This window comes from Microlunatus sp. GCM10028923 (assembly GCF_042666975.1).
Lineage (GTDB): Bacteria > Actinomycetota > Actinomycetes > Propionibacteriales > Propionibacteriaceae > Microlunatus.
On record NZ_JBHTFF010000004.1, the window covers coordinates 303,376 to 325,483 of the forward strand.

Below are 22,108 nucleotides of genomic sequence, written 5' to 3' on the forward strand. Positions count from 1 at the left end.
TCAGAGTTCGGCGTGGTCGACGTGGTCGAGGCGGGTGTCGGCCACCGGCCGGCTGTGGTGGAAATCGGCGTCCGCCACGTCGCGCAGCACGTACGCGGGCCGGGTGTCCGGTTCCTCGAATCCGACCTCGACGTTGTCGAACGTGATGCCGTCGACGTGGCGGAGGAAGAAGCCGTACGCGGGCAACGGGCCGAACTTGTCGGTCTCGGGGTAGCCGGCCCCGTCCTCGGGCGGATTCTGCTCGACGTCGCCCGGGCCGAGGCCGCCGGTGACCCGCTGCCGGACGTTGCTGAGCCGGACGTCCTCGACCGGATGCCCGGGAATGCCGGCGATCGTCGACGGGTAGCGGGGATCGGCGCCGTCGACGATCACGTCGCTGATGGCGATCCGGCGCAGCCGCCCGGGCTCGGTGCCGGCCGGAGCGCTCAGCCGGGCGCCGAGCCGGAGGAAGATCGGCATCTCGACCCGGCGCATCGTCAGGTTGCTGATCGTGACGTCCTCCAGCCGTCCGCCGTCGACGGTCTGCAGCGCCAGTCCCCGGCAGTGTTCGAAGATCACGTTCGAGATCGCGATGTTCCTGAAGCCGCCGACGGACTCGGTGCCGAACTTGATCCGGCCGATCCGCTGATGCCGTCCCACGGTCCGGTACGTGCCGTCGTGCAGGGTGCCGAGGTCGTACCCGCTGACCAGGCAGTCGCCGATGGTCACGTTCTCGGTCGCGCGGGCCTCGTCGAGCGCGTACGAACTCTTCAGGCAGATCGCGTCCGCGTTGGGCGTGTTGATCGAAAAGCCGGAGATCCGGACGTTGCGGCAGCAGTCGAGATTGATCCCGTCCGAGTAGGTGTCGATGATCAGGTTGTCGATCCGCAGGTTGTCCACGCCGGTCGGCAGGATCGCCAGCGAGCCGCCGTTGAGGATCGTCAGATCGCTGATCCTGACGTTGCGGCAGCGCTTGAGCGCGATCGCCTTGTTGCCCGCCCCGGGATCCTCCTCGCCGCGCCCGCCGACCAGGCCGCGCCCGTCGATCAGGCCCGGGCCGGAGACCGTGACGTCGGTCAGCCCCTCGCCCCAGATCAGGCTGTTCCGCCAGTGGCTGTGGGCGAAGTCCTGGAAGTCGTTGCCGACGCCCGGCTCCGGCGGGTCGTAGCCGCGGCCGTCCACGGGTTGCGCGGCCAGCAGGGTCGCGCCCGGGGCGAGGTGCAGGGCGACCTTGCTGCGCAACCGGATCGAATAGCAGGCGTACGTTCCCGCGGGAACGTAGACGGTTCCGCCGGGGCCGCCCGACGGACCGGGCGAGGCGGCGGCGTCGATCGCCCGGTTGACGGCACCGGAGTCGATCGCCACCCCGTCGCCCTTCGCGCCGTACCGCCGGACATCGAAGATGCGGCTCGGACCAGTCGCCGGGGCCGCCGGCTCCGCCTCGGCGGTCCCGGGCAGCAGGCCCGCGGCCGCGGCGCTCGCGCCGATGATGATCATCCGGCGGCGGCTGAGTGCGTTGTCCATGGGCGCGGCTCCTAGGTCTGGTCGAGCGCGGCCCAGAAGGCGCAGCGATGATCATCCGCGAGGTCGACCGGCCGGATCGCCTCGGTGGACAGGCCGAGCACCGAGCCCCGCGGGCCGAACGCCGGCCACCGCGGTGCCCCGGACGACGCGGGCCGGCCGCGGTGGGCGAACGTCGTCCAGTAGTCGATCATGGTGTCGCTGAGCCGGGTCTGCGCCGCGGTCAGGTCCGGATAGCCGGCCTGCGGCATCCGCAACGTCCACAGGAAAGGCAGGTCCCAGCCGTGCATCGCGCCCATCGGCTGGCCGGCCGCCGTCAGTCCGGAGTCCTCGGTGAACTCGTAGGCGTACACCCGGCTGTGCCGCGACGCCGTCCTGGCCGTGATCAACGCCGGGCAGGCGTACGTCCGGTCCGTCTGTACGGTCGCCAGCGCGATCACCGGGCTCGGCTGCTCGGCGGCCGGATAGGTCGCCAGGACCGCGTCCGCATCGTCGCCGAACACGGCCCGGAGCTCCGCCGCGTACGCCTCCGCGGTGAGGTCCGGATAGCCGGTGAGGATGAACGACCGGCTCTCGTCGTGGGTGGTCCCCAGCAGCAGGTCCACGCCGGCGGCCGATCCCCGGCGGAGGGCCGTGATCGGCTGCTCGGGCAGGTAGGTCGTCCCGGCCACCGGGCCCCACCGTTCCGGCCGGCGCGCGGCCGGCGTCCCGAAGTCGGGCAGCAGGGCGACCAGGTCCGCGACCGGAAGGGCACGGAGGCAGCCGGCCTGATCCGCCGCGTCGGCACAGCCGACCTCGGCCAGCGCCGTCGCGCCGTTCCGGTCGGCCTCCGCCCGGCTGAGGACGGGAACCGCACACGGTCCGCTCTGCAGGATCGCCCGTGCGAAGAGTCCGCGAGCCGCCGGCGCCGCCAGTTGCGCGCAGGTGCTGCGGGCGCCGGCCGACTGGCCGGCCAGGGTGACCCGGCCGGGGTCGCCGCCGAGCGCCGCCGCGTTGTTCCGGACCCAGCGCAGGACGGCGTGCTGGTCGAGCAGCCCGTAGTTGCCGGAGTCGGCTCCCCCGCCGTCGAGAGCCGGCGTGGCGAGGAAGCCCAGGGCGCCGAGCCGGTAGTTGGCGGTGATCACGATCGCCTCGCCGCGGCTGGCCAGCCGGGTGGCGTCGTACTGGCCGGCCGAGCCGGTGATCATCCCGCCGCCGTGCAGCCAGACGATCACCGGCAGCCGGCGGTGGCCGGTGCCGCGGGGCACCACCGCGTCGAGATACAGGCAGTCCTCCTGACCCGCGACCTGGACGCCGCCGGCGTCGAAGCCGGCCGGCTGCGGGCAGCTCGGGCTCGCGGCCGTCGCGTCCCGGATCCCGGTCCACGGTTCGGGTGTGGCCGGCGGGGCGAACCGGCGGTCACCGGTCGGCGGCGCCGCGTACGGGATCCCGGAGAACACCGCCACCCCGTCGCCGGCCGCGCCGCGGACCCAGCCCGAGTCGAGCCGGGCCGTGGTCGGGCCGCTGCGCGGCTGAGCCTGAGCGGGCAGGGCGGCGGCGACCAGGGCGACGGCGCACACCGCCGCGGCCAGTGTTCGGATGATCATGGTGCGGACGGGCCGGAGCGAGGGCTGCATGCCGCCACTCTTCCCGAGCGGACGCCGGCCGCGCGTCCGTCCAGGCGTTGATCGTGCGTACGCAATCCGTGCAGGACAAGGAGAATCCGCTACGTCGCCGGACGCAGTGCCGGGACCGGAAATACGCGCCGCCGACGACGCGCCGGTCCCGGACGGCGGGCAACGATCATGACCATGAACCTCAAGTCACTCTCCGCCAGCGCGCTGTTCCTCGCCGCGATCGGGATCTACATCCAGATCGCCGGCGGCAACCTGCCGGGCTATCCGGCCGTCGCGCCGGGCGTGATCGTGCTGCTGGTCGCCGCGGCGCTGACCGCGTTCCTGCCGTTCCGCTGGTCGCCGGTCGCCGCCGTGCTGGCCGCCGCCTTCATGATCATCGGACTCTTCGGCGCCGGCCAGGCGGTCCGGCTGGTCGAGGTCCGCGCGGTCGGCGACACGGTCGGACTGTGGCTGCAGATGATCATGGTCGTCGCGGCCGGAGCCCTCGCCGTACTGGCCATCGCCCGGCCGTCCGGTGCCCGGACCGAGGCCAAGCCCGTCGAGCAGTAGCGCTCAGAGCTGGGCCACAGCTCAGAGCTGGGCGAGGGCGAGCCAGGCCAGGGTCTCGGACAAGGCGCTGTCGGCGACCTGGTCGAGCAGGATGCCGGCGGCCGCCTCGGCCAGCACCGAGGGCGGCGCGGCCCAGTCCCGGCCGATCGCTGCGGCGGCCTGCTCCTCCGCGAAGCGGATCACCGCGATCAGGGCGGCCTGGTCGGTCTCGGCGAGCGCCGGCCGGGCCGGAGCCACCTCGCCGCTACCCAGGTACGGTCCCGCCGCCCGCAGCCGGGCCCGGAACGCCGGCGACGGCTGCTCCACCGTGCGGTGCACCGCGGCCAGCAACTCCAGTTCGGCGATCCCGGGCCCGTTCAGCGGAACCTCCGGTTGTTCCGGCAGCGCCGCGGCCAGCGAACCGGCGTGCTGGATGATCGGCGCGATCGCCTGGCCGCGGATCACCCGGGCCAGGCAGGCCTGGGTGACCGCGATGCCGAGACCCGGATCGACCCGGTCGCAGCGCAGCAGCCAGTCGACGGCCACCTCGAGCAGTTCCCGGGACCCGGTGCGGTGATGCTCGATGCAGAGCAGCGTCGCGTCCAGCGCGGTCGCCGGTCCGTCGTCCAGCAGCCCGCCGGTGATCAACTCCAGCAGTTCGGCGGCCTCGTCCGGGTCCGCTGCCGTACCGGCACTGAGGGTGCGGTGCAGCAGGATCCCGTCCGCAGTCGAGCCGGCCGGGCCGGTCGGCGCCGGCGCCGGGAATCGCTCGGCTCGTTCGGCCATCACCGATTCGGCCGGCGGCGCCCAGCCCAGCTCGAACCGTACGGTCCCGCGCGCGGACCGCTCCTCGATCGGGAACCGGGCCGGCCGATCCGCCACCAGCTCGGTGATCTGGCCGCCCGGCCCGGGCAGCGTCCCGTCCACGCCGATCAGGTCGTCCGGCACGATCAGGGCCGCGTCCGGGTCGCTGCGCAGGTCGATCGGCTCGCCGACGGTACGAACGGTCGGCCACGGCACCACGCCGCGGCGGCGCTCGATCAGCCGGGCGACGTCGGCGTACCAGGTCCACTGCCAGGTGATCACGAAGCCGGCGCCCGGGGGCAGCAGCAGCGGCCCAGTCAGCAGGCCGGCGTCGGTGATCTCCGTGATGGCGCCGGTGAGCAGCCGGCCGGCCAGGATCGGGCCGCTGCCGTCACCGGGCCGGATCACCAGTTCGGCCTCGGCACCGGCGGCGATCGGGTGCCCGACCATCTGCTCGCCGAGGGTCAGGTCGAGCCGGACCTGGTCGACGGCGAGCTCGTGCTGGGTGGCGTTGGCCAGCCGGATCCGCCAGCCCCAGCCGGCGGCGACCGTGTGCCGGACCGAGATCCCCAGGCCGTCACCGGCGTCGAGCTCCAGGTCGACCTCGTCGGCGTCGCCGGCCAGCCGGACCAGGTCCGGCTGCCGGGCCCGGCCGTCGATGACCACCTCGCCGACCCCGCCGCCGGCGAGATAGCGGTGATCACCCGCAGTGGCCGCGACGATCCGGCCGGTCCGGTCGATCCGGAGCCGGCCGGGCGGCACGTCGAAGATCATCCGCGGCGCTGACATCGCCCACACCAGAACAGATTGCGCCCGGCCAGGACCTCGGTCCTGATCATGGAACCGCAGACCCAGCAGGGCAGGCCGTTGCGGCGGTAGACGTACACCTCTCCGCCATGATCATCGACGCGCGGCGGTCGTCCCATCGCCTCCGGCGTGTGCTCGTCGCGGACCGTGTCGATCCGGTTGTCGGCGACGCCCTTGGGCATCAGCAGCAACAGATCCGACCAGATCGCCAGCCAGCTGCGCCGGGTCAGCTTGTTGCCGGGCCGGTGCGGGTGGATCCGGTTCCGGAACAGCACCTCGGCCCGGTAGACGTTGCCGACCCCGGACAGGATCGCCTGATCCATCAGCAGCGCGGCGATCGGCCGGCCGGACCGGTGGATCCGCCGCCAGGCCAGTTCGGGGTCGGCGTCGTCGCGCAGCGGATCGGGACCCAGCCGCCCGATCAGGGCGGTCGCTTCGGCCCCGGTCAGGACGTCGCACTGCTGCGGGCCGCGAAGATCGGCGACCAGGTCGGGCGTGGCCAGCCGGACCCGGACCTCGCCCTGCGGCGGGCCGGGCGGACCGAACTGGAGGGTGCCGATCAGGCCGAGGTGGATGTGCAGGTGACGGTCGCCGGCGAACTCGACGAACAGGTGCTTGCCGTGCGCCGCCGCGTTGATCAACCGGGTCCCGTCGAGCAGCGCGGCCGACTCGGCGAACCGGCCCTGGGGGCTGGTCACCACCGGCACCTGGCCGGCGAATCCGGCCGTCACATCCAGTGCCAGCCGATGCAGCGTGTGGCCTTCCGGCATTTCACGATCCTCGAACGATCTTTGTCTGTGGCCCGAGCCCCCGCGGGCAGATTAGGCTGTCCACTATGACAGGTGCGGCCGCTCCGGCCCCGTTCATCGTTCCCACCATCTCGGACCTCGAGGCTCGCGACCTGGTCCGCCTCGGCGAACCCACTCCGGAGGACGAACTCCTCGCCGAGTCGGTGCTGGCCGAGTTGCGGGCGCGGGCCGAGGGACGCCGGCCGCAGCGCGTTACTCTTCCTCGCCCCGACGCTCCTCGTACTCACTGATCTGCCGGATCCGCCGCGCGTGCCGCTCCTGCGCGCTGAACGGCGTCGCCAGGAAGGTGCGGACCAGGTCGGTCGCGCCGTCCTGATCATGCATCCGGGCGCCGATCGCGATCACGTTCGCGTCGTTGTGCTGGCGGGCCAGTTGCGCGGTCTCGGCGTCGTACGCCAGCGCGGCACGCACCCCGATCACCTTGTTGGCCGCGATCTGCTCGCCGTTGCCGGAGCCGCCGATCACGACGCCGAGCGAGCCCTGATCGGCCACCACGCCGAGCGCCGCCGGGATGCAGAAGACCGGGTAGTCGTCGTCCGGGTCGAACACGCGCGGACCATGATCAACGACGTCGTGGCCGTCGCCTCGCAGGGCCGAGGCCAGGTGGTTCTTCAGCTCATACCCCGCGTGGTCGCTGCCGATGTGTACGCGCATGAGAGAACTATCTCAAAGGTCCGATGGGCCTGGCACCCGTGTCGGCCCAGCGTCTGATTGGGCGGGACGGGAACGGCACTAGGGTCGGCCGGGTGACTTTGAGCCGACGGGCGCTGCTGGGCTGTGCCGGACTCGCGGGACTGGCCGCTGCGGGCTGCACCGACGTCGGCCGGGAACGGCCGACCTGTGTCCGGGCCGGAGAGCTGACCGGCCACGAGGATCTCGGCGGCGCGCCGCTGATTTACGAGATCGACGAGCGCGGCCGGACCTTCCGCTTCGACGACGCCTTCCATGACCGGCTGATCGACTGGCTCGGCTTCTTCCGGTCCGAGACCGGGGTCGAGTTCGACGAGCTCAGGACGTACGGAAGCTGGACCGACGGCGAGCCGCGGTGCTCCTCCTGGCACAACGCCGGCCGGGCGTTCGACCTGGCCAGGCTCCGGTCCGGCGGCCGGGACCTGATGTCGGCCCGGTACGACCTCTGGGGCGGCTCCGCGCCGGCCGCGACGCTGCGCCGCTACTGGGCGACCGCCGCCAGCCTGCACCACCACTTCGCCGACGTGCTGACGTACCTCTTCGACGACGCGCACCGGAACCATCTGCACGTCGACAACGGCGTCACCGGCACCGGGCTGTCCACCTTCCGTGGCGGCGCGTCCCGGGTGCAGAACCACGCGGTGCAGGCGATCTGCACGTACGTCTGGGGCCAGCCGGCGCCGCTCGACGGCGAGTGGGCCGAACCCACCCGGTCCGTCGTGACCAAGATCACGTCCGAGCTCGGCGTCGGCGGGGACCTGACCGACGACAAGACCTGGCGGGAGTTCCTGCGCGCCAGCACGGCCCGATTTTGATCGTGGCAGGATCGGGCGCATGTTCCCGGACAACCTGACCCGCGACGAGGCCATGGCTCGGTCGGCCCTGATCGCCACCTCGCACTACCGGATCGAGCTCGACCTGTCGGGCCGCGAGGTCGCCGATCCGGCGCTGACCTTCCGCTCCACGTCGACGGTGCGGTTCCGGGCCGAGGCACCGGGCAGCCTGCACGTCGACGCGATCGCCGACCGGGTGATCACCGCGACGCTGGACGGCGAGCCGCTCGACACCGGCCGGTTCGCGGACAGCCGGCTGCCGTTCGACGTGACCGCCGGTGATCACGAACTGACGGTGACCGCGGAATACCGGTACAGCCGGGCCGGCCTCGGCCTGCACCGCTTCGTCGACCCGGCGGACGACCGGGTCTACTGCTACACCCAGTTCGAGTCGGCCGAGGCGCGGCGCGTCTTCGCCTGCTTCGAACAGCCCGACCTGAAGGCGCGGATGTCGGTGACCGTGACGGCGCCGCAGGACTGGACGGTGATCAGCAACGGCGCCGAGCAGGGCCGGGTGCCGGTCACGGAGGCCTTGTCCCGTTGGGAATTCGCCGAGACCGAGCCGTTCTCGACCTACCTGGTCGGGATCGTCGCCGGCGAGTACCGGCAGGTGATCGCCGAGGAGACCGCCGGCAAGAACGCGGCGCCGCTGTCGATCTTGGTCCGGGATTCCGTGCTGCCGCACCTGGACGCCGACCGGATCGTCGAGGTGACCCGGGGCGGCTTCGACGTGTTCGAGGAGGCCTTCGGCTACCCGTACCCGTTCGGGAAGTACGACCAGGCGTTCGTGCCGGAATACAACATGGGCGCGATGGAGAACGTCGGCTGCATCGTGCTGCGGGACAGCATGATCTTCCGCAGCCGGGTCACCGCCGCGACGTACCGGGAACGCGCCAACGTCGTGCTGCACGAGCTGGCCCACATGTGGTTCGGCGACCTGGTGACGATGCGCTGGTGGGACGACCTGTGGCTGAAGGAGTCGTTCGCCGAATGGGCGGCGACGTTCGCGCAGAGCCGGCTCGATGCCGAACCGAGCCAGGCCTGGGCGACCTTCTGCAACAAGCGCAAGACCTGGGCCTACCGGCAGGATCAGCTGAGCAGCACCCATCCGATCGCGGCCGACATGATCGATCTCGAGGCGGTGGAGCAGAACTTCGACGGGATCACCTATGCCAAGGGCGCTTCGGTGCTCCGGCAGCTGGTCGCGTTCGTCGGCGAGGACGCCTTCCTGGCCGGCGCCCGGCGCTACTTCGCCGATCATGCCTACGGCAACACGGAGCTGAGCCATCTGCTGACCGCCCTGCAGCAGGCGTCCGGCCGGGACCTGTCCGGCTGGTCGGCGCAGTGGCTGGAGCAGGCCGGCGTCAACACGCTGCGGCCGGAGCTGGCGGTCGACGACGCGGGCATGATCACCCGGTTCGCGGTCCGGCAGGAGGCGCCGGCCGAGTGGCCGACGCTGCGTGATCACCGGATCGCGATCGGGTTCTACGACCTGACCGACGGCCGGCTGGTCCGGAGCCACCGGCTGGAGACCGACGTCAGCGGCGAGACCACCGAGGTGCCCGAACTGGCCGGCCGGCGGCAGCCGGACCTGATCTTGATCAACGACGACGACCTGACCTACGCCAAGTTGCGGCTGGACCCGCGGTCGCTGAGCACCTTGATCGACACCATCGACCGGATCGACGACCCGCTGGCCCGGGCCGTCTGCTGGGGCGCCGCCTGGGACATGTGCCGCGACGCCGAGCTGCCGGCCGCCGACTACGTCGCCCTGGTGCTTCGCGGCGTCGCCGTCGAGTCCGACCTGACCGCCGTGGAAGCCGTGCTGCTGCAGGGATTGCGGGCGGCCCAGGAAGACACTCCGCTGGCGGTACGGGAAGCGGTCCGGCGGACCTGGCAGGACGGGTTGGCCGGCCTGCTGGCGGCCGCCGAGCCCGGCTCGGACCACCAGCTGGCCCTGGCCCGGGCGTACGCCAGGGCGGCGCTGGATCCGGCAGCGGGTGCGGTGATCAACGGCTGGCTGGTCGGCGAGGACGTACCGGACGGGCTGGTGGTCGACCAGGACCTGCGCTGGATCCTGATCCTGCACCTGGCCCGGCTCGGCCTCGCCGACGACGCGATGATCACCGCGGAGCAGGGCCGGGACAACACGATCACCGGTGCCGAGCAGGCCGCCGGGGCTCGTGCCGCCCGGCCCGATCCGGCCGCCAAGGCGGAGTCCTGGCGGCTCGCCGTCGCCGACGGCAACGTGCCGAACGAGACCCAGCGCCAGGTCTGCGTCGGCTTCGTCCAGCCCGGCCAGGACGACCTGCTGCGCCCGTATCTGGCGGCCTACCTGGAGGCGGCCGAGCAGATGTCGGCCGGCAACGGGATCTGGGGCGGCCAGGGGACGTCGCTGCGCGACAACGCGCTGATCTTGCTCTATCCGCGGCTGGAGGACACCGCCGAACAGCTGCGCACCGTCGACGCCTGGCTGGCCGCGGCCGACCTCACCCCCTCGGTGCGGCGGCTGGTCTCGGAGCGTCGGGACGAGTCGGAGCGCTCGCTGCGCTGCCAGCAGGCCGCCGAGAACGCGACTCAGAGCCGGTAGAGCGCGGCCTCTCCGGGGCCGAGTTCGCCCGGCTCCCCCGCCAGGTCGACGGCGCCGGCCGGCAGCTCCGGCCGGACCGGGGTCTCGGCCAGATTCAGCAGCAGCCGGTAGCGGTGGCCGTCCAGTGCGGTCACCGTCGCGCCGGCCAGCTCGCCGTCGAGGTCGGCCGGCCGGGCGGGATTGGCGTCGGCGAACCGGGCGGTGGTCGCGGTGTCGCAGCCGGCCAGCACGGCGAACGCGTGCTCGACCAGGACGCTGCCGGGCGGCAGATGCTTCGGCCCGGTCCAGTGCGGGAAGCACAGCTCGTCCACGAAGAGGGAGTGCTGCGGACCGCCGCGGCGGCGCGCGGAGCGGTCCATGATCAACTCCCCGCTCCCCCACAGCCCGACGGCACCGAGGACGTCGTCCACGGCGACCCACCGGCCGAGGGCGAGCTGCTCCGCTGCCCCGGGTTCGAGCTCCACGGTGCCGCCGGCGTGGACGTACCGGCGCCGGGAGTCGTTGAGGACGTCGTTGGGCACGTTCAGGTGCAGGCCCTTGACCGAACCGATCCCGACCCACCAGTCCGCGGTCACGGTGCGGTGGATCCCGATCATGGTGTGCCCGTCCGGCAGGGCCGCGACGGCGATCATGGTCCGGGCGCCGTCGCCGCCGGTCCAGCCCTCCGGGATGCTCAGCCGGACTCCTTCGACGACCGTGCCCGAGGTGACGAAGCCGCCCTCGACCTCGGTGACCCGGCTCCTGGTCACCGCCCGGGACAGCCGGCCCGGTTCGCCCTGGTCGCCGAGCACCGTGATCTCGGGCGCCAGGTTGAGGTCCCACTCGGCCAGCGACCCGTCGACCAGCGGCACACAGAGCCCCTGCGTCCCGCTGAACGCACGCCAGGAGAACGAGGCCAGCCGGTGCTCGTCGCGGAGCGCCACCGCCTGATGATCATGGTCGATCCAGCTCCACGACCCGGCCGTGTCCTGAGCCTGTCGAAGGGCCGTGCCCGAGTCCTCCAGTTGATCAAGGTCGGCGAGGGCCGTGCCGAGGGCGCAGGCCCGGTCGCTCTCCAACCGGGTGAGGTAGTACGGGCTGGTGGCGGCCAGTTCGGCCAGCCGGCTGCCGTAGAAGCTGCCGTCGGGGTTGCCGCGCTGCTCCCGGACGATCAGGTCCAGCTGCGCGTCGAGCAGCTCGATCGCCTCCGGATCGCCGAGCCGGTCGGCGGCGTAGCAGAGCGACGGCAACAGATATTCCTGGCAGTACGCGTAGCGGACCCGGCTGTCCCCGCCGATCCGGAGCAGCCGCCCGTCCGGTGCGATCAGCGGCCGGACCACCCGCCAGAGGTCGGCCTGGTGGTGGTGCAGCGCCTCCGGCGCCGGCTCGCCGCGCCGCTTCAGGTCGAAGTGCAGGATCGCCGCGTTGCTGACGCAGATGATCATGTAGCCGACGTTGAGATAGCCGTGATGGTCCAGGGCGTAGCTGTCGAAGAAGTTGGCGCCGCGGAACCGTTCCCGGACCGGTCGGCCGTCGATCATCGTCGGGTCGTTGCGGTCGGCCGGCACGCTGACGCCGTTGATCATGAACGTCCGGGCCAGTTCCTCCCAGACCGGCCGCTGCGGATGATCGGGCACCCGCTGGGCGGTCCGCCAGAGCAGGGCGCCGGCCCAGAGGTTCGACTCGGGCGCGTTCCGGCCGGAGACGTTCCACAGCCCGCCCACCACGCCGCGGGACCGGCCCCGGTGGAACGCGGTCCGGATCCACTCCGCCTCGCTGACCAGCATCCGGTCCAGCCCGGCGGCCAGCTCCGGCTCGACCCGGTCGGCGAGCAGATCGACGCCGTACATCATCCGTTCGATGCCGAGCGCGCTGATCCAGGTGTGGCCCCACGGCTTGCCGTCCGCGCAGCTGCCGCCGCCGGAGCGATGGCTGCGGATGCTGAACCGGAGCGCCGCGAGAGCCCGCCGGGCCAGCCGATCGTCCTCCGTCAGCGCGGCCAGCGCGCCGACCGCGCCGAGGTACTTCTGGTTGGTCTGCACACCCCAGTTGTCATAGCCGGTCCCGTACCAGCCGAAGGTCCCGTCGCCGTCCGGATCCACCCAGTCCCGGTCGGCGGCCGCGGCCCAGGTGGCGAGTGAGTCGATCATGGTCCGTCTGCGGTCCGTCACCCGGGAAAGCCTAATCTCGGGTCGCCGAAGGGGCCACGGAGCCGGCCGGACCTGTGCTGTACTTCGGTGGATACACCGGAAGGGGGCGGGATGACGGACGGCGCGGCGGGCGACCGGCCCGACCCCGAGGCGCGCACCGAGGCGCTGTCGGCGTTGCTGCAGACCGAGGACGCCGGGATCCAGAACGCCTCCCAGGTCAGCATGGCGCTGGTCGGCATCGTGATCGCCTACCTGCCGGTGTCGCTGTTCGCGGTCTACCAGGACGAGTTCCCGACCGTCCTGATCGGCTTCCTGCCGTGGCCGGTGGTGTTCCTGATGCTCTACCAGACGGTCATGATCGCCGGGACCTCGCGGCGGGCCCGCTCGGCCCGGCTGTTCGAGGACGAGCTGATCAAGATCGCCGGCATGACCGAGTCCTCCCGGCGCGGCCTGGTCGGTGCCCGGGCCCGGAACCCGATCACCAACCTCTACACGATCGTGCAGGAACGCGGCGACCGGTGGGTCTCCCGCTACATCGCCGCCCTGCTGCCGTTCCTGGGCCTGTACGCACTCGGCGTCGTCTACACGTTCTTCATGTGTCTGGAGGCCGCCCGGCTGAACCCGTACTACCCGGCCCGGTTCTGGGTGGTGATCATCCCGGTGCTCGGCTCGGTGCTGCTCTGGTCCGTCTTCGCCGACTCCGCGATGAGCTACTTCACGCCGCGCTACAAGATCAACATCTGGGTCCCGGTGGCCGCCCTGACCGGGGTCTGGCTGCAGGCCCAGCAGCCGGACCTGACCACCCCGGTGCTGCTCTTGTTCTCGGTGCTGAGTGCGCTGCTGGTCACGATCGCGACCTTCGCCCGGCCGCTGCAGCCGCCGGGCTACCAGGTGATCCTGCGCTCCGGCGTCGCCGGAATCGTGCTGTCCGCGCTGGCGTACTGGCTGGTCATGGTGCCGACCCAGGGGCTGCGGACCGACGAGCCGACCATGTGGGCCAACATCTCGATGCACCTCGCCGCTCCGCTGGTGGTGCTGCTCGGTCTCCGCGCCGGTCAGGCGGCGCTGCGGCCGCTGACGATGCGCCAGGTGCTGGCGATGATGATCTTCCCGCTCGGGTACGTGATCACGCTGTGGACCGCGAACACCACGTTCGGCGTGCCGATCCCGTACTTCTTCCTGGACCCGGACCAGACACCGCCCGGCGTCATCGCGGCCATCTGCGTGGCCGTGGCCGGCTTCTACGTCGGCGTCGGCATGATCGACCGGGTGGTGGCGCGGCGGCGGTCCCGTACCGCCGAGGGACCGGCCGATGGGGTCTCGGCCCGCTAGCGCCCAGCCCCGGCACCCGACCCTTGACGAGGCGGCCACCGTCTCATACCGTTCGACTCAATTACGGGCGTGCATTAACGGTGAAATAGGTGGTCCGAATGTCTGGAATCGCGCGTCGGCTGGCGCTGCTCGCCTCGCTCCTCCTCGCCCTGACCGGGCTCGCGGCCGTGCCCGCCGTCGCCGAGCCCGCTGCCGGTCCGGTGGTGACCGACCTGGGCCCGGCCTCCTCGGTCACCTCGACCGGCGTCGCCGAACAGGTCGGCGACCTGATCTGGACCGCGACCTCCGGCGTCTCGCCGGTCCGGGTCGGCGCCTTCGACCCCGCCAGCGGCCAGGTCGAGCGGACCGTCGACCTGCCGTCCGGTGCCGGCGTCTGGGCGATGGCGCACGTCGGGACCGACCTCTACGTCGGCACCTACACGCCGGGCGACCTGTACAAGATCAACACCGACACCGGGGCGCTGTCCAAGGTGGCCAACTTCGGGTCCTTCATCTGGTCCCTGGCCGCCTCGCCGGACGGGCTGATCGTCGCCGGCACCTACCCGGACGCCGGCGTGCACAGCTACGACCCGGCCACCGGGACGACCCGCAGCTACGGCACCGTCGCCCCGGGCGAGCAGTACGTCCGCAGCATCGCCGTCGACGAGCAGACCATCTATGCGGGCATCGGATCGCACGCGAAGTTGATCACCGTCGACCGGGCCAGCGGCGCCACCGCGAACATCCTGCCGGCCGGCTACGCCGACCGCACGTTCGTCGCCACCCTCGCCCTGCACGGTGACCGGCTGGCCGCCGGACTGTCCCCGACCGGCACGATGTTGATCTTCGACACCGCCGACCCCAGCACGCCGGTCGAGGTGCAGGCGCCCGCCGGTGATCAGTACGTCACCGCGATCAGCCACGACCCGGCCAACGGCGACGTCTACTTCGGCACCCGGGCCTCCGGGACGCTGTACCGGGTACCGGCCGGCAGCAGCACGCCCGAGCGGCTCGGCCAGCCGTACGACGGCGCGTACTTCAACAAGATCCTGATCGACGGCGACCAGGTCCGGGCCAGCCTGACCAGCCAGATCGTCAGCTACGACAAGGCGACCGGAACCTTCAGCGGTGTCGATCTCGGCCAGGCCGGCCTGCCGCCGGCGCCGGAACTGGCCATGCACCTCGCCGCCACCGCGAACACCGTCCTGGTCAGCGGCAAGGCCGGCATCCAGGTCCACGACCTCGCGGCCGGCAGCAACAGTCGGACCTTCCTGCCGGGCGAGGCGAAGACGATGACGCCGATCGGCGACCGGCTCTACCTCGGGGTGTACACGCTGGCCCGGTTGTGGTCAATGCGGCCCGACGGGACCGAACTCGCCGAACTGGACCGGATCGAGAACGAGCAGACCCGGCCCACCGACGCCTGGTACGACGCCGATTCCGGCCGACTGCTGATCGCCACCGAGGCCGACTACGGCAAGATCAACGGCGCCCTGGCCGACTACCGGCTCTCCGACGGCAGGCTGACCGTGCGCCGCGGCATCGTGCCGAACCAGTCCCTGAGGTCGGTCGCGGTCCGGGACGGCATCGCCTTCCTGGGCAGCGAGACCCGCAACAGCCTCGGCACCGACCCGATCGAGAAGGAGGCCACCGTCTCCCGCTTCGACCTGCGCACCGGCAAGGTGGTCGATCAGTTCGCGCCGGTGCCGGGAGCCCAGCAGATCACCGACCTGATGCCGTACCAGGGCCGCATCTACGGCACCACGGAGAAGGGCGACCTGTTCGTCCTCGACCCGACCGGACGGCGGGTCGAGGCGACGGCCAAGATCGGCACCGGTGCCAGCACCCTGGTGCTGGCCCGGGACGGACTCTTCGGGACCGACGGCAAGCGACTGTTCAAGATCACCGGCGGTGCGACCCCGGTGATCACCACCCTCGTCGACGGGCTGGCCGCCCAGGCCTACGCGGCCGGGCTGATCGCCGTGGCGCCGGACGGCCGGACGATCTACACGATCAAGGGCCGCAACCTGATCGCCGTCACCCGCTTCTGACCTCGACGGTCAGACGTCCAGCAGGTGGCGCTGGGCCGGCGAGATCCGGTCGTAGACGGACTTCCGGAGGTATTCGGCCTGGTTCAGCTGCTGCGGCTCGTCGCGCCGGCAGAAGGACATCGTCATCCCGCGGCGGCGCTGCGCGGTCCGGTTCAGGGTGCCACCGTGCCAGACGTGGGCGTTGAAGATGATCACCGAACCGGCCGGCGCGAGGGCCAGGATCTGATCCGGGTGATCATCGGTGGTGCGCTCGAGGTCGTCGGTCGGCCAGCGCCCGGACCGGTGGGTCCCCGGCACGATCCGGGTCGCGCCGTTGTCCTCGGTGAAGTCGTCCAGCAACCACATCGAGTTGAGGATGTGGAAGTCGCCGTCCTGGACCGGCCCGCCCCAGTCGCCGTGCAGGCCCTGCTGCCCCTGGCCGGGCAGGGTGGACCGGTAGTTCAGTGAGTTGACCCGGAACTCCTCACCGAGCACCTGCCGGGCCGCGCTCAGCACGGCCGGGTCGGTGTAGCAGCGCTCGAACATCTCGCCCTTGTTGAGCAGGTCAGCCAGGGCCGCGACGCCGGCGCCCTGCGGAACCTCGTGGCCGGCCGCCGAGCCCTCGGACTCGAGCAGCTCGTCGGTCCGCTCCCGGAACGCCTGGAGCAGGTCGTCCGGCATGTGGTTGATCAACGGCAGGTAGCCGTCGTCGTCGAGTTGTTTGCGCTGTTCGGGGGTCAGGCTGTCCTCGGTGACGTCCAGGTCGGCCAGGGCGTCGGCGGTGCGGTACGTGCTCACGGATGGTCCTCCTCGGTCGCTGCGTTGCCGTCAAGCTCACCATCCGGCACCGGGCCGGGCCAATGCATCGATCCGCAATGATCATGCACGAATCGCCAAGCCTTCGTACACGATTCAGTGGTCCACGGTTAATCTCGATCCCGTGAAGATGCACCAGACACCAGGAGCAGGCAGGGTGTCCATGCTCGCCATCGGCACCTACGCGGCCGGCCGCGGGCAGCACGCCGCCCCGCATCGGCACGCCGGCTGGAAGGTGACCTACTACCGGACGGGCCGGATCGACTCGATCGTCGACGGCGTGCACTACGCCGCCCGCCCCGGCACCGTGCTGGTGCTGCGGCCGAACGCGAGTCACGAGGAGATCGCCCACACGGCCTACTCGAACTACTACCAGCTGCTGGACGCGCCGGACGACCAGGCCTGGCCGGACGAGTGCTCCGGCCGCGCCGCCCAGGAGCTCGGGAACCACCTGGCCGGCCTGGTCCGGGAGGACACCCAGCCGGACCGGCGCAGCCCGGAGTTGATCACCGCCCTGGTCACCTTGATCGACCTGACCCTGCAACGTCAGCATCCGGACCAGCGCCCCGAACCGGCCGAGGAACTCGTCCGCAGCGTCGAGCAGATCTTCGAGGAGCGTTATGCGGAACGGATCTCGGTCGCCGCGACCGCCCGGGAGGCCGGCGTCTCGGTGTCCGGCCTGCGCCAGCACTTCATCGCCCGCCGCGGCCTGCCACCGCAGGTCGCCCTGCTGGCCGTCCGGGTCCGCCGCGCCCTCGACCTCCTGCGCACCTCCGACCTGACCCTCGCCGTGATCGCCGACCGCTGCGGCTTCGCCTCGGCCAGCCACCTGAGCCGGGTGATCAAGAGCGAGACCGGCAACGCACCGGGCCGGCTGCGAACGATGACCACGGCGTCGCAGCGTGCGACATTTGCTTGACACTTGTTGAACAGACCCAGGTACGCTGGTTGGCATGACGGCAACCATCGGATTCCGGCCGACCGCCGAGGATGAGCAGATCATCCGGGCGGCCATGCGCACCGGTGAACGCAAGAGCGACGTCATCCGCCGTGCGCTGCGACTGCTGGAGCGCGAGGTGTGGATCAAGCAGGCGCGGGCCGACGCCGAGCGGCTGAGCGACGAGAGCCTCGACGGCGATCAGGACGTGTGGTGATCCGCGGAGCGATCTACCGGGTCGACTTCGGAAGCACCAAACGCGGGCACGAGCAACGCGGGCGCCGGTACGCCGTCGTGCTGAGCCTCAGCTCGATGCCCTGGAGCGTAGTCACCGTGATCCCGACCTCGACCAGCGCCGGCCCGGCGGTATTCCGACCGGAGCTGGACGTCATGGGAACCCGGACCCGGTTCCTCGTCGATCAGATCCGCACCATCGACACCACGTTCGTCCACGGCGACCCGGTCGGCTACCTCGATCGCGACGAGATCGCCGAGATCGAGAACGCCGTCGCGCACTACCTCGGGTTGTGACGCCCGACGCTCAGAAGCCCAGCCGGTTCAACTGCTTGGCGTCGCGCTGCCACTCCTTGACCACCTTGACCTTGAGGTCGAGGAAGACCGGGGTGCCGAGCAGGGCCTCGATCTGCTTCCGGGCCGCGGTGCCGATCTCGCGCAGCCGGGCGCCGCGGTGGCCGATCACGATCCCCTTCTGCGAATCGCGTTCGACGACCATGGACGCGTACACGTCGAGCAGCGGCTTGTCCTTCGCCCGGCCCTCGCGCAGCCCCATCTCGTCGATCATCACGGTGATCGAGTGCGGCAGCTCGTCCCGGACGCCCTCCAGTGCGGCCTCCCGGATCAGCTCCGCGACCAGGGTCTCCTCCGGCTCGTCGGTGATCTCGCCGTCCGGGTAGAGCGGCGGGCCGACCGGGAGCAGGCCGGACAGGACCCCGGCCAGCACGTCGAGTTGATCACCGGTGGTCGCCGAGACCGGCACGATCTCGGCCCAGCTGATGCCCAGTTCCTCTTCCAGCGCAGCCATCCGGACCAGGTGTTCGGCCATCCGCTGCTTGCTCACCAGGTCGTCCTTGGTGGCGATGCCGACCAGGGTCGGCCGCTTCGGCAGGGCCGCGATCTCCTTGACCAGGTACGTGTCGCCGGGCCCGATCCGCTGGTTGGCCGGCAGGCAGACGCCGATCACGTCGACCTCGGACCAGGTGGTCCGGACCACGTCGTTCAGCCGTTCGCCGAGCAGGGTCCGCGGCTTGTGCAGGCCCGGCGTGTCGATCAAGATCAACTGGGCGTCCGGGCGGTGCACGATGCCCCGGATCGCGTGCCGGGTGGTCTGCGGCTTCGACGACGCGATCGCGATCTTGCTGCCGACCAGGGCGTTGGTCAGGGTGGACTTGCCGGCGTTGGGCCGGCCGACGAAGCAGGCGAAGCCGGACCGGTGTTCCGGGCCCTCGTTCGCTGGCTCAGTCACGGAGATTTCCGTTCGGATCGGCAACCAGCAGGGTCACCGCGTCACCGCCGAGATCGGCGATCACCGCGCGGTCCGCGTCGGTCAGGGTGCCCTCGCCGACCAGCGCGACCGCTTCCAGCCCGGGCGCTCCGGAGGAGACGCCCATGGCGATCGCGACCGCCACCGCGGACAGCTGCAGGTGTGGCAGGGCGACGGTCGTCGCGGCATAGGTCCGGCCGTCCGTGTCCCGGATGCAGGCGCCCTCCGCGGCCCCGGTCCTGGCCCGCGCCGCCCGGGCCAGCGTGATGATCTTGCTGTCCTCAGGATTGCTGATCATGGTCAGGTCGCCCTCGCCGTCGTGTCCGATGTCGCCGATTCCGTGGCCTCGTCGGGCTGGTGGTCCTCGACCTGGCGGACCACGACGGTGCCGATCCGGTTCCGCCGGCCGGTCGACCGGTCGGCGACGAGTTCCAGGCCGTGGTAGGTCACCGTCGAGCCCACGATCGGCACCTTGTTGAGCAGCTTCGCCATCAGGCCGCCGACGGTGTCGACGTCCTCCTCGTCCAGCTCCAGCGAGAACAGGTCGCCGAGTTCGTCCACGCCGAGCCGCGCCGAGACCCGGTAGCGCCCGTCGGCGAGCTGGGTGATGTCGGTGTTCTCCTCGTCGTACTCGTCGGTGATCTCGCCGACGATCTCCTCCAGGATGTCCTCGATCGTGGCCATGCCGGCGGTGCCGCCGAACTCGTCGACGACGATCACCAGGTGGGTCCGGTTCAGCTGCATCTCGCGCAGCAGTTCGTCCACCGGCTTGGAGTCCGGACACCACTCCGGGTTCCGCATCAGCGAGGCGACCCGCTCGGTGGTCTCCGCCTTCGGGTGGTCGTACACCCGCTTGATCGTGTCCTTGAGGTAGAGCACCCCGACCACGTCGTCCAGACCGCCCTCGCCGGTGACCGGGATCCGGCTGAACCCGGACCGCAGTGCCAGCGACATCGCCTGCCGCAGCGTCTTGTTGCTCTCGATGAACACCATGTCGGTCCGCGGCACCATCACCTCGCGGACGATGGTGTCGCCGAGCTCGAACACCGAGTGGATCATCCGCCGCTCGCCGGATTCGATCACCTCGCTCGCCTCCGCGAGGTCGACCAGTTCACGCAACTCCGCCTCGGAGGCGAACGGGCCCTCGGAGAACCCCTTGCCCGGCGTCAGCGCGTTGCCGATCAAGATCAACAGCCGGGACAGCGGCCCGAGCACCCGGGTCAGCGCCACCAGCGGACCGGCGAACAGGCAGGCCACCCGATCATGGTGCTGCCGGCCCAGCGTCCGCGGCGCGACGCCCCAGAGCACGTACGAGATGACGATCATGGAACCGGCCGAGATCAACACGCCCTGCCAGGTCAGCCCGAACACGCCGAAGAAGACGAGGGCGACCAGCACGATCGCGCTGATCTCGAACACGATCCGCAGGAACAGTGCCGTGTTCAGATAGCGCGGCGGGTCCTCGACGATCTTGCGCACCCGGAGCGCGCCGGGCCGGCCGTCGGCGACGAGCTTGTCGGCACGACTGCGCGAGAACGAGGACAACGCAGCTTCGGCGGCCGCCATCAGACCGGCCAGAATGGCCAGCAGCAAGGCGATCCCGAGCTGAACCAGATATTGGCTCACCGTGATCAGCTCCGGTGCCGGGCTTCCGCCCAGCCCGCGATGATCTTGTCCTTCAGCCCGAACATCTCCGCCTTCTCGTCCGGCGTCGCGTGGTCGTACCCGAGCAGGTGCAGCAGTCCGTGCACCAGCAGGTACTCGGCCTCCGCCTCCGGGGTGCGCCCGTGCTCGGCGGCCTGCCGGCTGGTCACCTCGGGGCACAGCACGATGTCGCCGAGCAGTCCGTCCGGCGGCTCCTCTTCGTCCGCGGGCGGCCGCAGCTCGTCCATCGGGAACGACAGCACGTCGGTCGGGCCGTCCTCGCCCATGTACTTCTGGTGGTACGCGCTCATCGCGTCCGTGTCGACCAGGAGGATCGACAGTTCGGCCTGGGGATGGATCCGCAGTTCATCCATCGCGTAGCGGGCCAACCGGACCAGGCCGGTACTGTCGGCCTCCAATCCGGACTCGTTGCTGATGTCTATGGTCATCGTCGTCGCCTGCCGGGTCGTCTCGTCAACGGGGGCGCTGCGCCTCGAATCGATCGTAGGCCGCGACGATCCGGCCGACCAGCTTGTGCCGGACGACGTCGTGGTTGGTCAGCATGCAGAAGGCGATGTCGTCGACGTTGTCCAGGATCCCCTGGACCCCCTTCAACCCGCTCTTGCTGCCGCCGGGCAGGTCGATCTGGGTGACGTCGCCGGTGACGACCATCTTGGCCCCGAACCCGAGCCGGGTCAGGAACATCTTCATCTGCTCCATCGAGGTGTTCTGTGCCTCGTCGAGGATGATGAACGCGTCGTTCAACGTACGACCGCGCATGTAGGCCAGCGGCGCCACCTCGATGGTGCCGGCGGTCAGCAGCCGCGGGATCGAGTCCGGGTCGATCATGTCGTGCAGCGCGTCGTACAGCGGCCGCAGGTACGGATCGATCTTCTCGTTCAGCGTGCCGGGCAGGAAGCCCAGGTGCTCACCGGCCTCGACGGCCGGCCGGGTCAGGATGATCCGGTTGACCTGCTTGCTCTGCAGCGCCTGGACGGCCTTCGCCATCGCCAGGTACGTCTTGCCGGTGCCGGCCGGGCCGATCCCGAAGACGACGGTGTGCTGGTCGATCGCGTCGACGTACCGCTTCTGGTTCAGGGTCTTCGGCCGGATCGTCTTGCCCCGGTTGGACAGGATGTTCTGGGTCAGCACCTCGGCCGGCCGGGCGTCCTCGCGCGCGCTCAGCATGGAGCAGATCCGCTCCACCGCGTCGGCGGTCAGGCCCTGGCCGGTGCGCAGCACGGCGACCAGCTCGGTGAACACCTCGACCGCGAGCGTGACCGCGGCCGGCGGCCCGGTGAGCGTGATCTCGTTGCCGCGGACGTGGATCTCGGCGTCGAGGTCGCGCTCGAGAATGCGCAGGAACTCGTCGGCCGAGCCGAGCACGTTGACCATCTCGATCGAGTTCGGGATCGTGATCCGGCGCGAGTTGGCGCCGGCAGCCGTCGTGGCCTGGCCCGCAGTGGCCAGCGTGGCCGGTTGATCGTGACTAGTCAGGGGTTGTCCTCGGTCGGGGTACGTATCGGTCCAGCCATCCTAATCAACATCCGCCGACCTCTCCAA

Annotated in this window: 21 protein-coding genes; 9 read left to right on the top strand and 12 right to left on the bottom strand. The window is 71.0% G+C overall.

Going from position 1 to position 22,108, the window contains the following annotated elements; all coding sequences use genetic code 11:
- Nucleotides 1-1,503, bottom strand: coding sequence for a glycoside hydrolase family 28 protein (locus tag ACFQU4_RS11620; protein WP_377491386.1), 1,503 nt, complete (start codon nt 1,501-1,503; stop codon nt 1-3).
- Between the two features lie 11 nt (nt 1,504-1,514).
- The gene (locus tag ACFQU4_RS11625; RefSeq protein WP_377491388.1) at nt 1,515-3,116 is read right to left on the bottom strand and encodes a carboxylesterase/lipase family protein; all 1,602 of its coding nucleotides are present in this window, start codon (nt 3,114-3,116) and stop codon (nt 1,515-1,517) included.
- A 174-nt stretch (nt 3,117-3,290) separates the two neighbouring features.
- On the opposite strand from ACFQU4_RS11625, the gene ACFQU4_RS11630 reads away from it, so the two are divergent.
- Entirely contained in the window at nt 3,291-3,665 is a 375-nt protein-coding gene (locus tag ACFQU4_RS11630) for a hypothetical protein (RefSeq protein WP_377491390.1), read from the top strand.
- A gap of 21 nt (nt 3,666-3,686) precedes the next feature.
- Here ACFQU4_RS11630 and ACFQU4_RS11635 read toward each other — a convergent pair whose 3' ends face one another.
- Both ACFQU4_RS11635 and ACFQU4_RS11640 read right to left on the bottom strand, forming a co-directional pair.
- Nucleotides 3,687-5,237, bottom strand: coding sequence for a hypothetical protein (locus ACFQU4_RS11635; protein ID WP_377491392.1), 1,551 nt, complete (start codon nt 5,235-5,237; stop codon nt 3,687-3,689).
- The gene (locus ACFQU4_RS11640; RefSeq protein WP_377491394.1) at nt 5,219-6,025 is read right to left on the bottom strand and encodes an Fpg/Nei family DNA glycosylase; all 807 of its coding nucleotides are present in this window, start codon (nt 6,023-6,025) and stop codon (nt 5,219-5,221) included. The genes ACFQU4_RS11635 and ACFQU4_RS11640 overlap by 19 nt, the downstream gene beginning before the upstream one ends.
- A 65-nt stretch (nt 6,026-6,090) precedes the next feature.
- Between ACFQU4_RS11640 and ACFQU4_RS11645 the strand changes: the two genes are divergently transcribed.
- On the top strand, nt 6,091-6,294 hold the full coding sequence (locus tag ACFQU4_RS11645; RefSeq protein WP_377491396.1) for a hypothetical protein: 204 nt from the start codon (nt 6,091-6,093) through the stop codon (nt 6,292-6,294).
- Here the strand turns inward: ACFQU4_RS11645 and ACFQU4_RS11650 are convergent.
- Nucleotides 6,257-6,718, bottom strand: coding sequence for a ribose-5-phosphate isomerase (locus ACFQU4_RS11650; RefSeq protein ID WP_377491398.1), 462 nt, complete (start codon nt 6,716-6,718; stop codon nt 6,257-6,259). The two genes, ACFQU4_RS11645 and ACFQU4_RS11650, sit on opposite strands and share 38 nt — an antisense overlap.
- A 92-nt stretch (nt 6,719-6,810) precedes the next feature.
- On the opposite strand from ACFQU4_RS11650, the gene ACFQU4_RS11655 reads away from it, so the two are divergent.
- Nucleotides 6,811-7,569, top strand: a complete 759-nt coding sequence (locus ACFQU4_RS11655) for a hypothetical protein (RefSeq protein ID WP_377491400.1) — start codon at nt 6,811-6,813, stop codon at nt 7,567-7,569.
- 19 nt (nt 7,570-7,588) lie between these two features.
- Entirely contained in the window at nt 7,589-10,177 is a 2,589-nt protein-coding gene (gene pepN, locus ACFQU4_RS11660) for an aminopeptidase N (RefSeq protein ID WP_377491403.1), read from the top strand.
- Here the strand turns inward: pepN and ACFQU4_RS11665 are convergent.
- Nucleotides 10,165-12,327: a hypothetical protein gene (locus ACFQU4_RS11665; RefSeq protein WP_377491406.1), complete on the bottom strand. Its 2,163-nt coding sequence runs from the start codon at nt 12,325-12,327 to the stop codon at nt 10,165-10,167. The genes pepN and ACFQU4_RS11665 overlap by 13 nt on opposite strands.
- A gap of 90 nt (nt 12,328-12,417) precedes the next feature.
- Here ACFQU4_RS11665 and ACFQU4_RS11670 point away from each other — a divergent pair, with 90 nt between their 5' ends.
- Both ACFQU4_RS11670 and ACFQU4_RS11675 read left to right on the top strand, forming a co-directional pair.
- Nucleotides 12,418-13,638 (top strand): hypothetical protein, encoded by a 1,221-nt coding sequence (locus ACFQU4_RS11670; RefSeq protein WP_377491409.1) that lies wholly within the window; start codon nt 12,418-12,420, stop codon nt 13,636-13,638.
- A gap of 98 nt (nt 13,639-13,736) precedes the next feature.
- Nucleotides 13,737-15,668: a hypothetical protein gene (locus ACFQU4_RS11675; RefSeq protein WP_377491412.1), complete on the top strand. Its 1,932-nt coding sequence runs from the start codon at nt 13,737-13,739 to the stop codon at nt 15,666-15,668.
- A 9-nt stretch (nt 15,669-15,677) separates the two neighbouring features.
- On the opposite strand, the gene ACFQU4_RS11680 is transcribed toward ACFQU4_RS11675, so the two are convergent.
- Nucleotides 15,678-16,445 (bottom strand): phytanoyl-CoA dioxygenase family protein, encoded by a 768-nt coding sequence (locus ACFQU4_RS11680; RefSeq protein ID WP_377491415.1) that lies wholly within the window; start codon nt 16,443-16,445, stop codon nt 15,678-15,680.
- A 181-nt stretch (nt 16,446-16,626) separates the two neighbouring features.
- Between ACFQU4_RS11680 and ACFQU4_RS11685 the strand changes: the two genes are divergently transcribed.
- Genes ACFQU4_RS11685 through ACFQU4_RS11695 form a run of 3 tightly spaced genes read left to right on the top strand, consistent with a single transcriptional unit; the run spans nt 16,627 to nt 17,931 of the window.
- Nucleotides 16,627-17,382, top strand: a complete 756-nt coding sequence (locus ACFQU4_RS11685) for a helix-turn-helix domain-containing protein (RefSeq protein ID WP_377492245.1) — start codon at nt 16,627-16,629, stop codon at nt 17,380-17,382.
- Nucleotides 17,383-17,416: 34 nt separating this feature from the next.
- Entirely contained in the window at nt 17,417-17,617 is a 201-nt protein-coding gene (locus ACFQU4_RS11690; protein ID WP_377491418.1) for a hypothetical protein, read from the top strand.
- Entirely contained in the window at nt 17,614-17,931 is a 318-nt protein-coding gene (locus ACFQU4_RS11695) for a type II toxin-antitoxin system PemK/MazF family toxin (RefSeq protein ID WP_377491421.1), read from the top strand. Before ACFQU4_RS11690 ends, ACFQU4_RS11695 begins: the two co-directional genes overlap by 4 nt.
- Before the next feature lie 10 nt (nt 17,932-17,941).
- On the opposite strand, the gene era is transcribed toward ACFQU4_RS11695, so the two are convergent.
- From era to ACFQU4_RS11720, 5 genes are all read right to left on the bottom strand, one after another.
- Complete coding sequence (gene era / locus ACFQU4_RS11700; protein ID WP_377491424.1) at nt 17,942-18,883, bottom strand: GTPase Era; 942 nt, start codon at nt 18,881-18,883, stop codon at nt 17,942-17,944.
- Nucleotides 18,876-19,199 (bottom strand): cytidine deaminase, encoded by a 324-nt coding sequence (locus ACFQU4_RS11705; RefSeq protein WP_377491427.1) that lies wholly within the window; start codon nt 19,197-19,199, stop codon nt 18,876-18,878. The genes era and ACFQU4_RS11705 overlap by 8 nt, the downstream gene beginning before the upstream one ends.
- Nucleotides 19,200-19,201: 2 nt before the next feature.
- Nucleotides 19,202-20,467 carry a hemolysin family protein gene (locus tag ACFQU4_RS11710; protein WP_377492248.1) on the bottom strand — a complete coding sequence of 422 codons (1,266 nt, stop codon included), beginning with the start codon at nt 20,465-20,467 and terminating at the stop codon, nt 19,202-19,204.
- A gap of 65 nt (nt 20,468-20,532) precedes the next feature.
- A complete protein-coding gene (gene ybeY / locus ACFQU4_RS11715) occupies nt 20,533-20,994 on the bottom strand; it encodes an rRNA maturation RNase YbeY (RefSeq protein ID WP_377491430.1) in 462 nt (153 codons plus the stop codon).
- Between the two features lie 25 nt (nt 20,995-21,019).
- Nucleotides 21,020-22,042 (bottom strand): PhoH family protein, encoded by a 1,023-nt coding sequence (locus ACFQU4_RS11720; protein ID WP_377492251.1) that lies wholly within the window; start codon nt 22,040-22,042, stop codon nt 21,020-21,022.
- Nucleotides 22,043-22,108 lie beyond the last annotated feature (66 nt).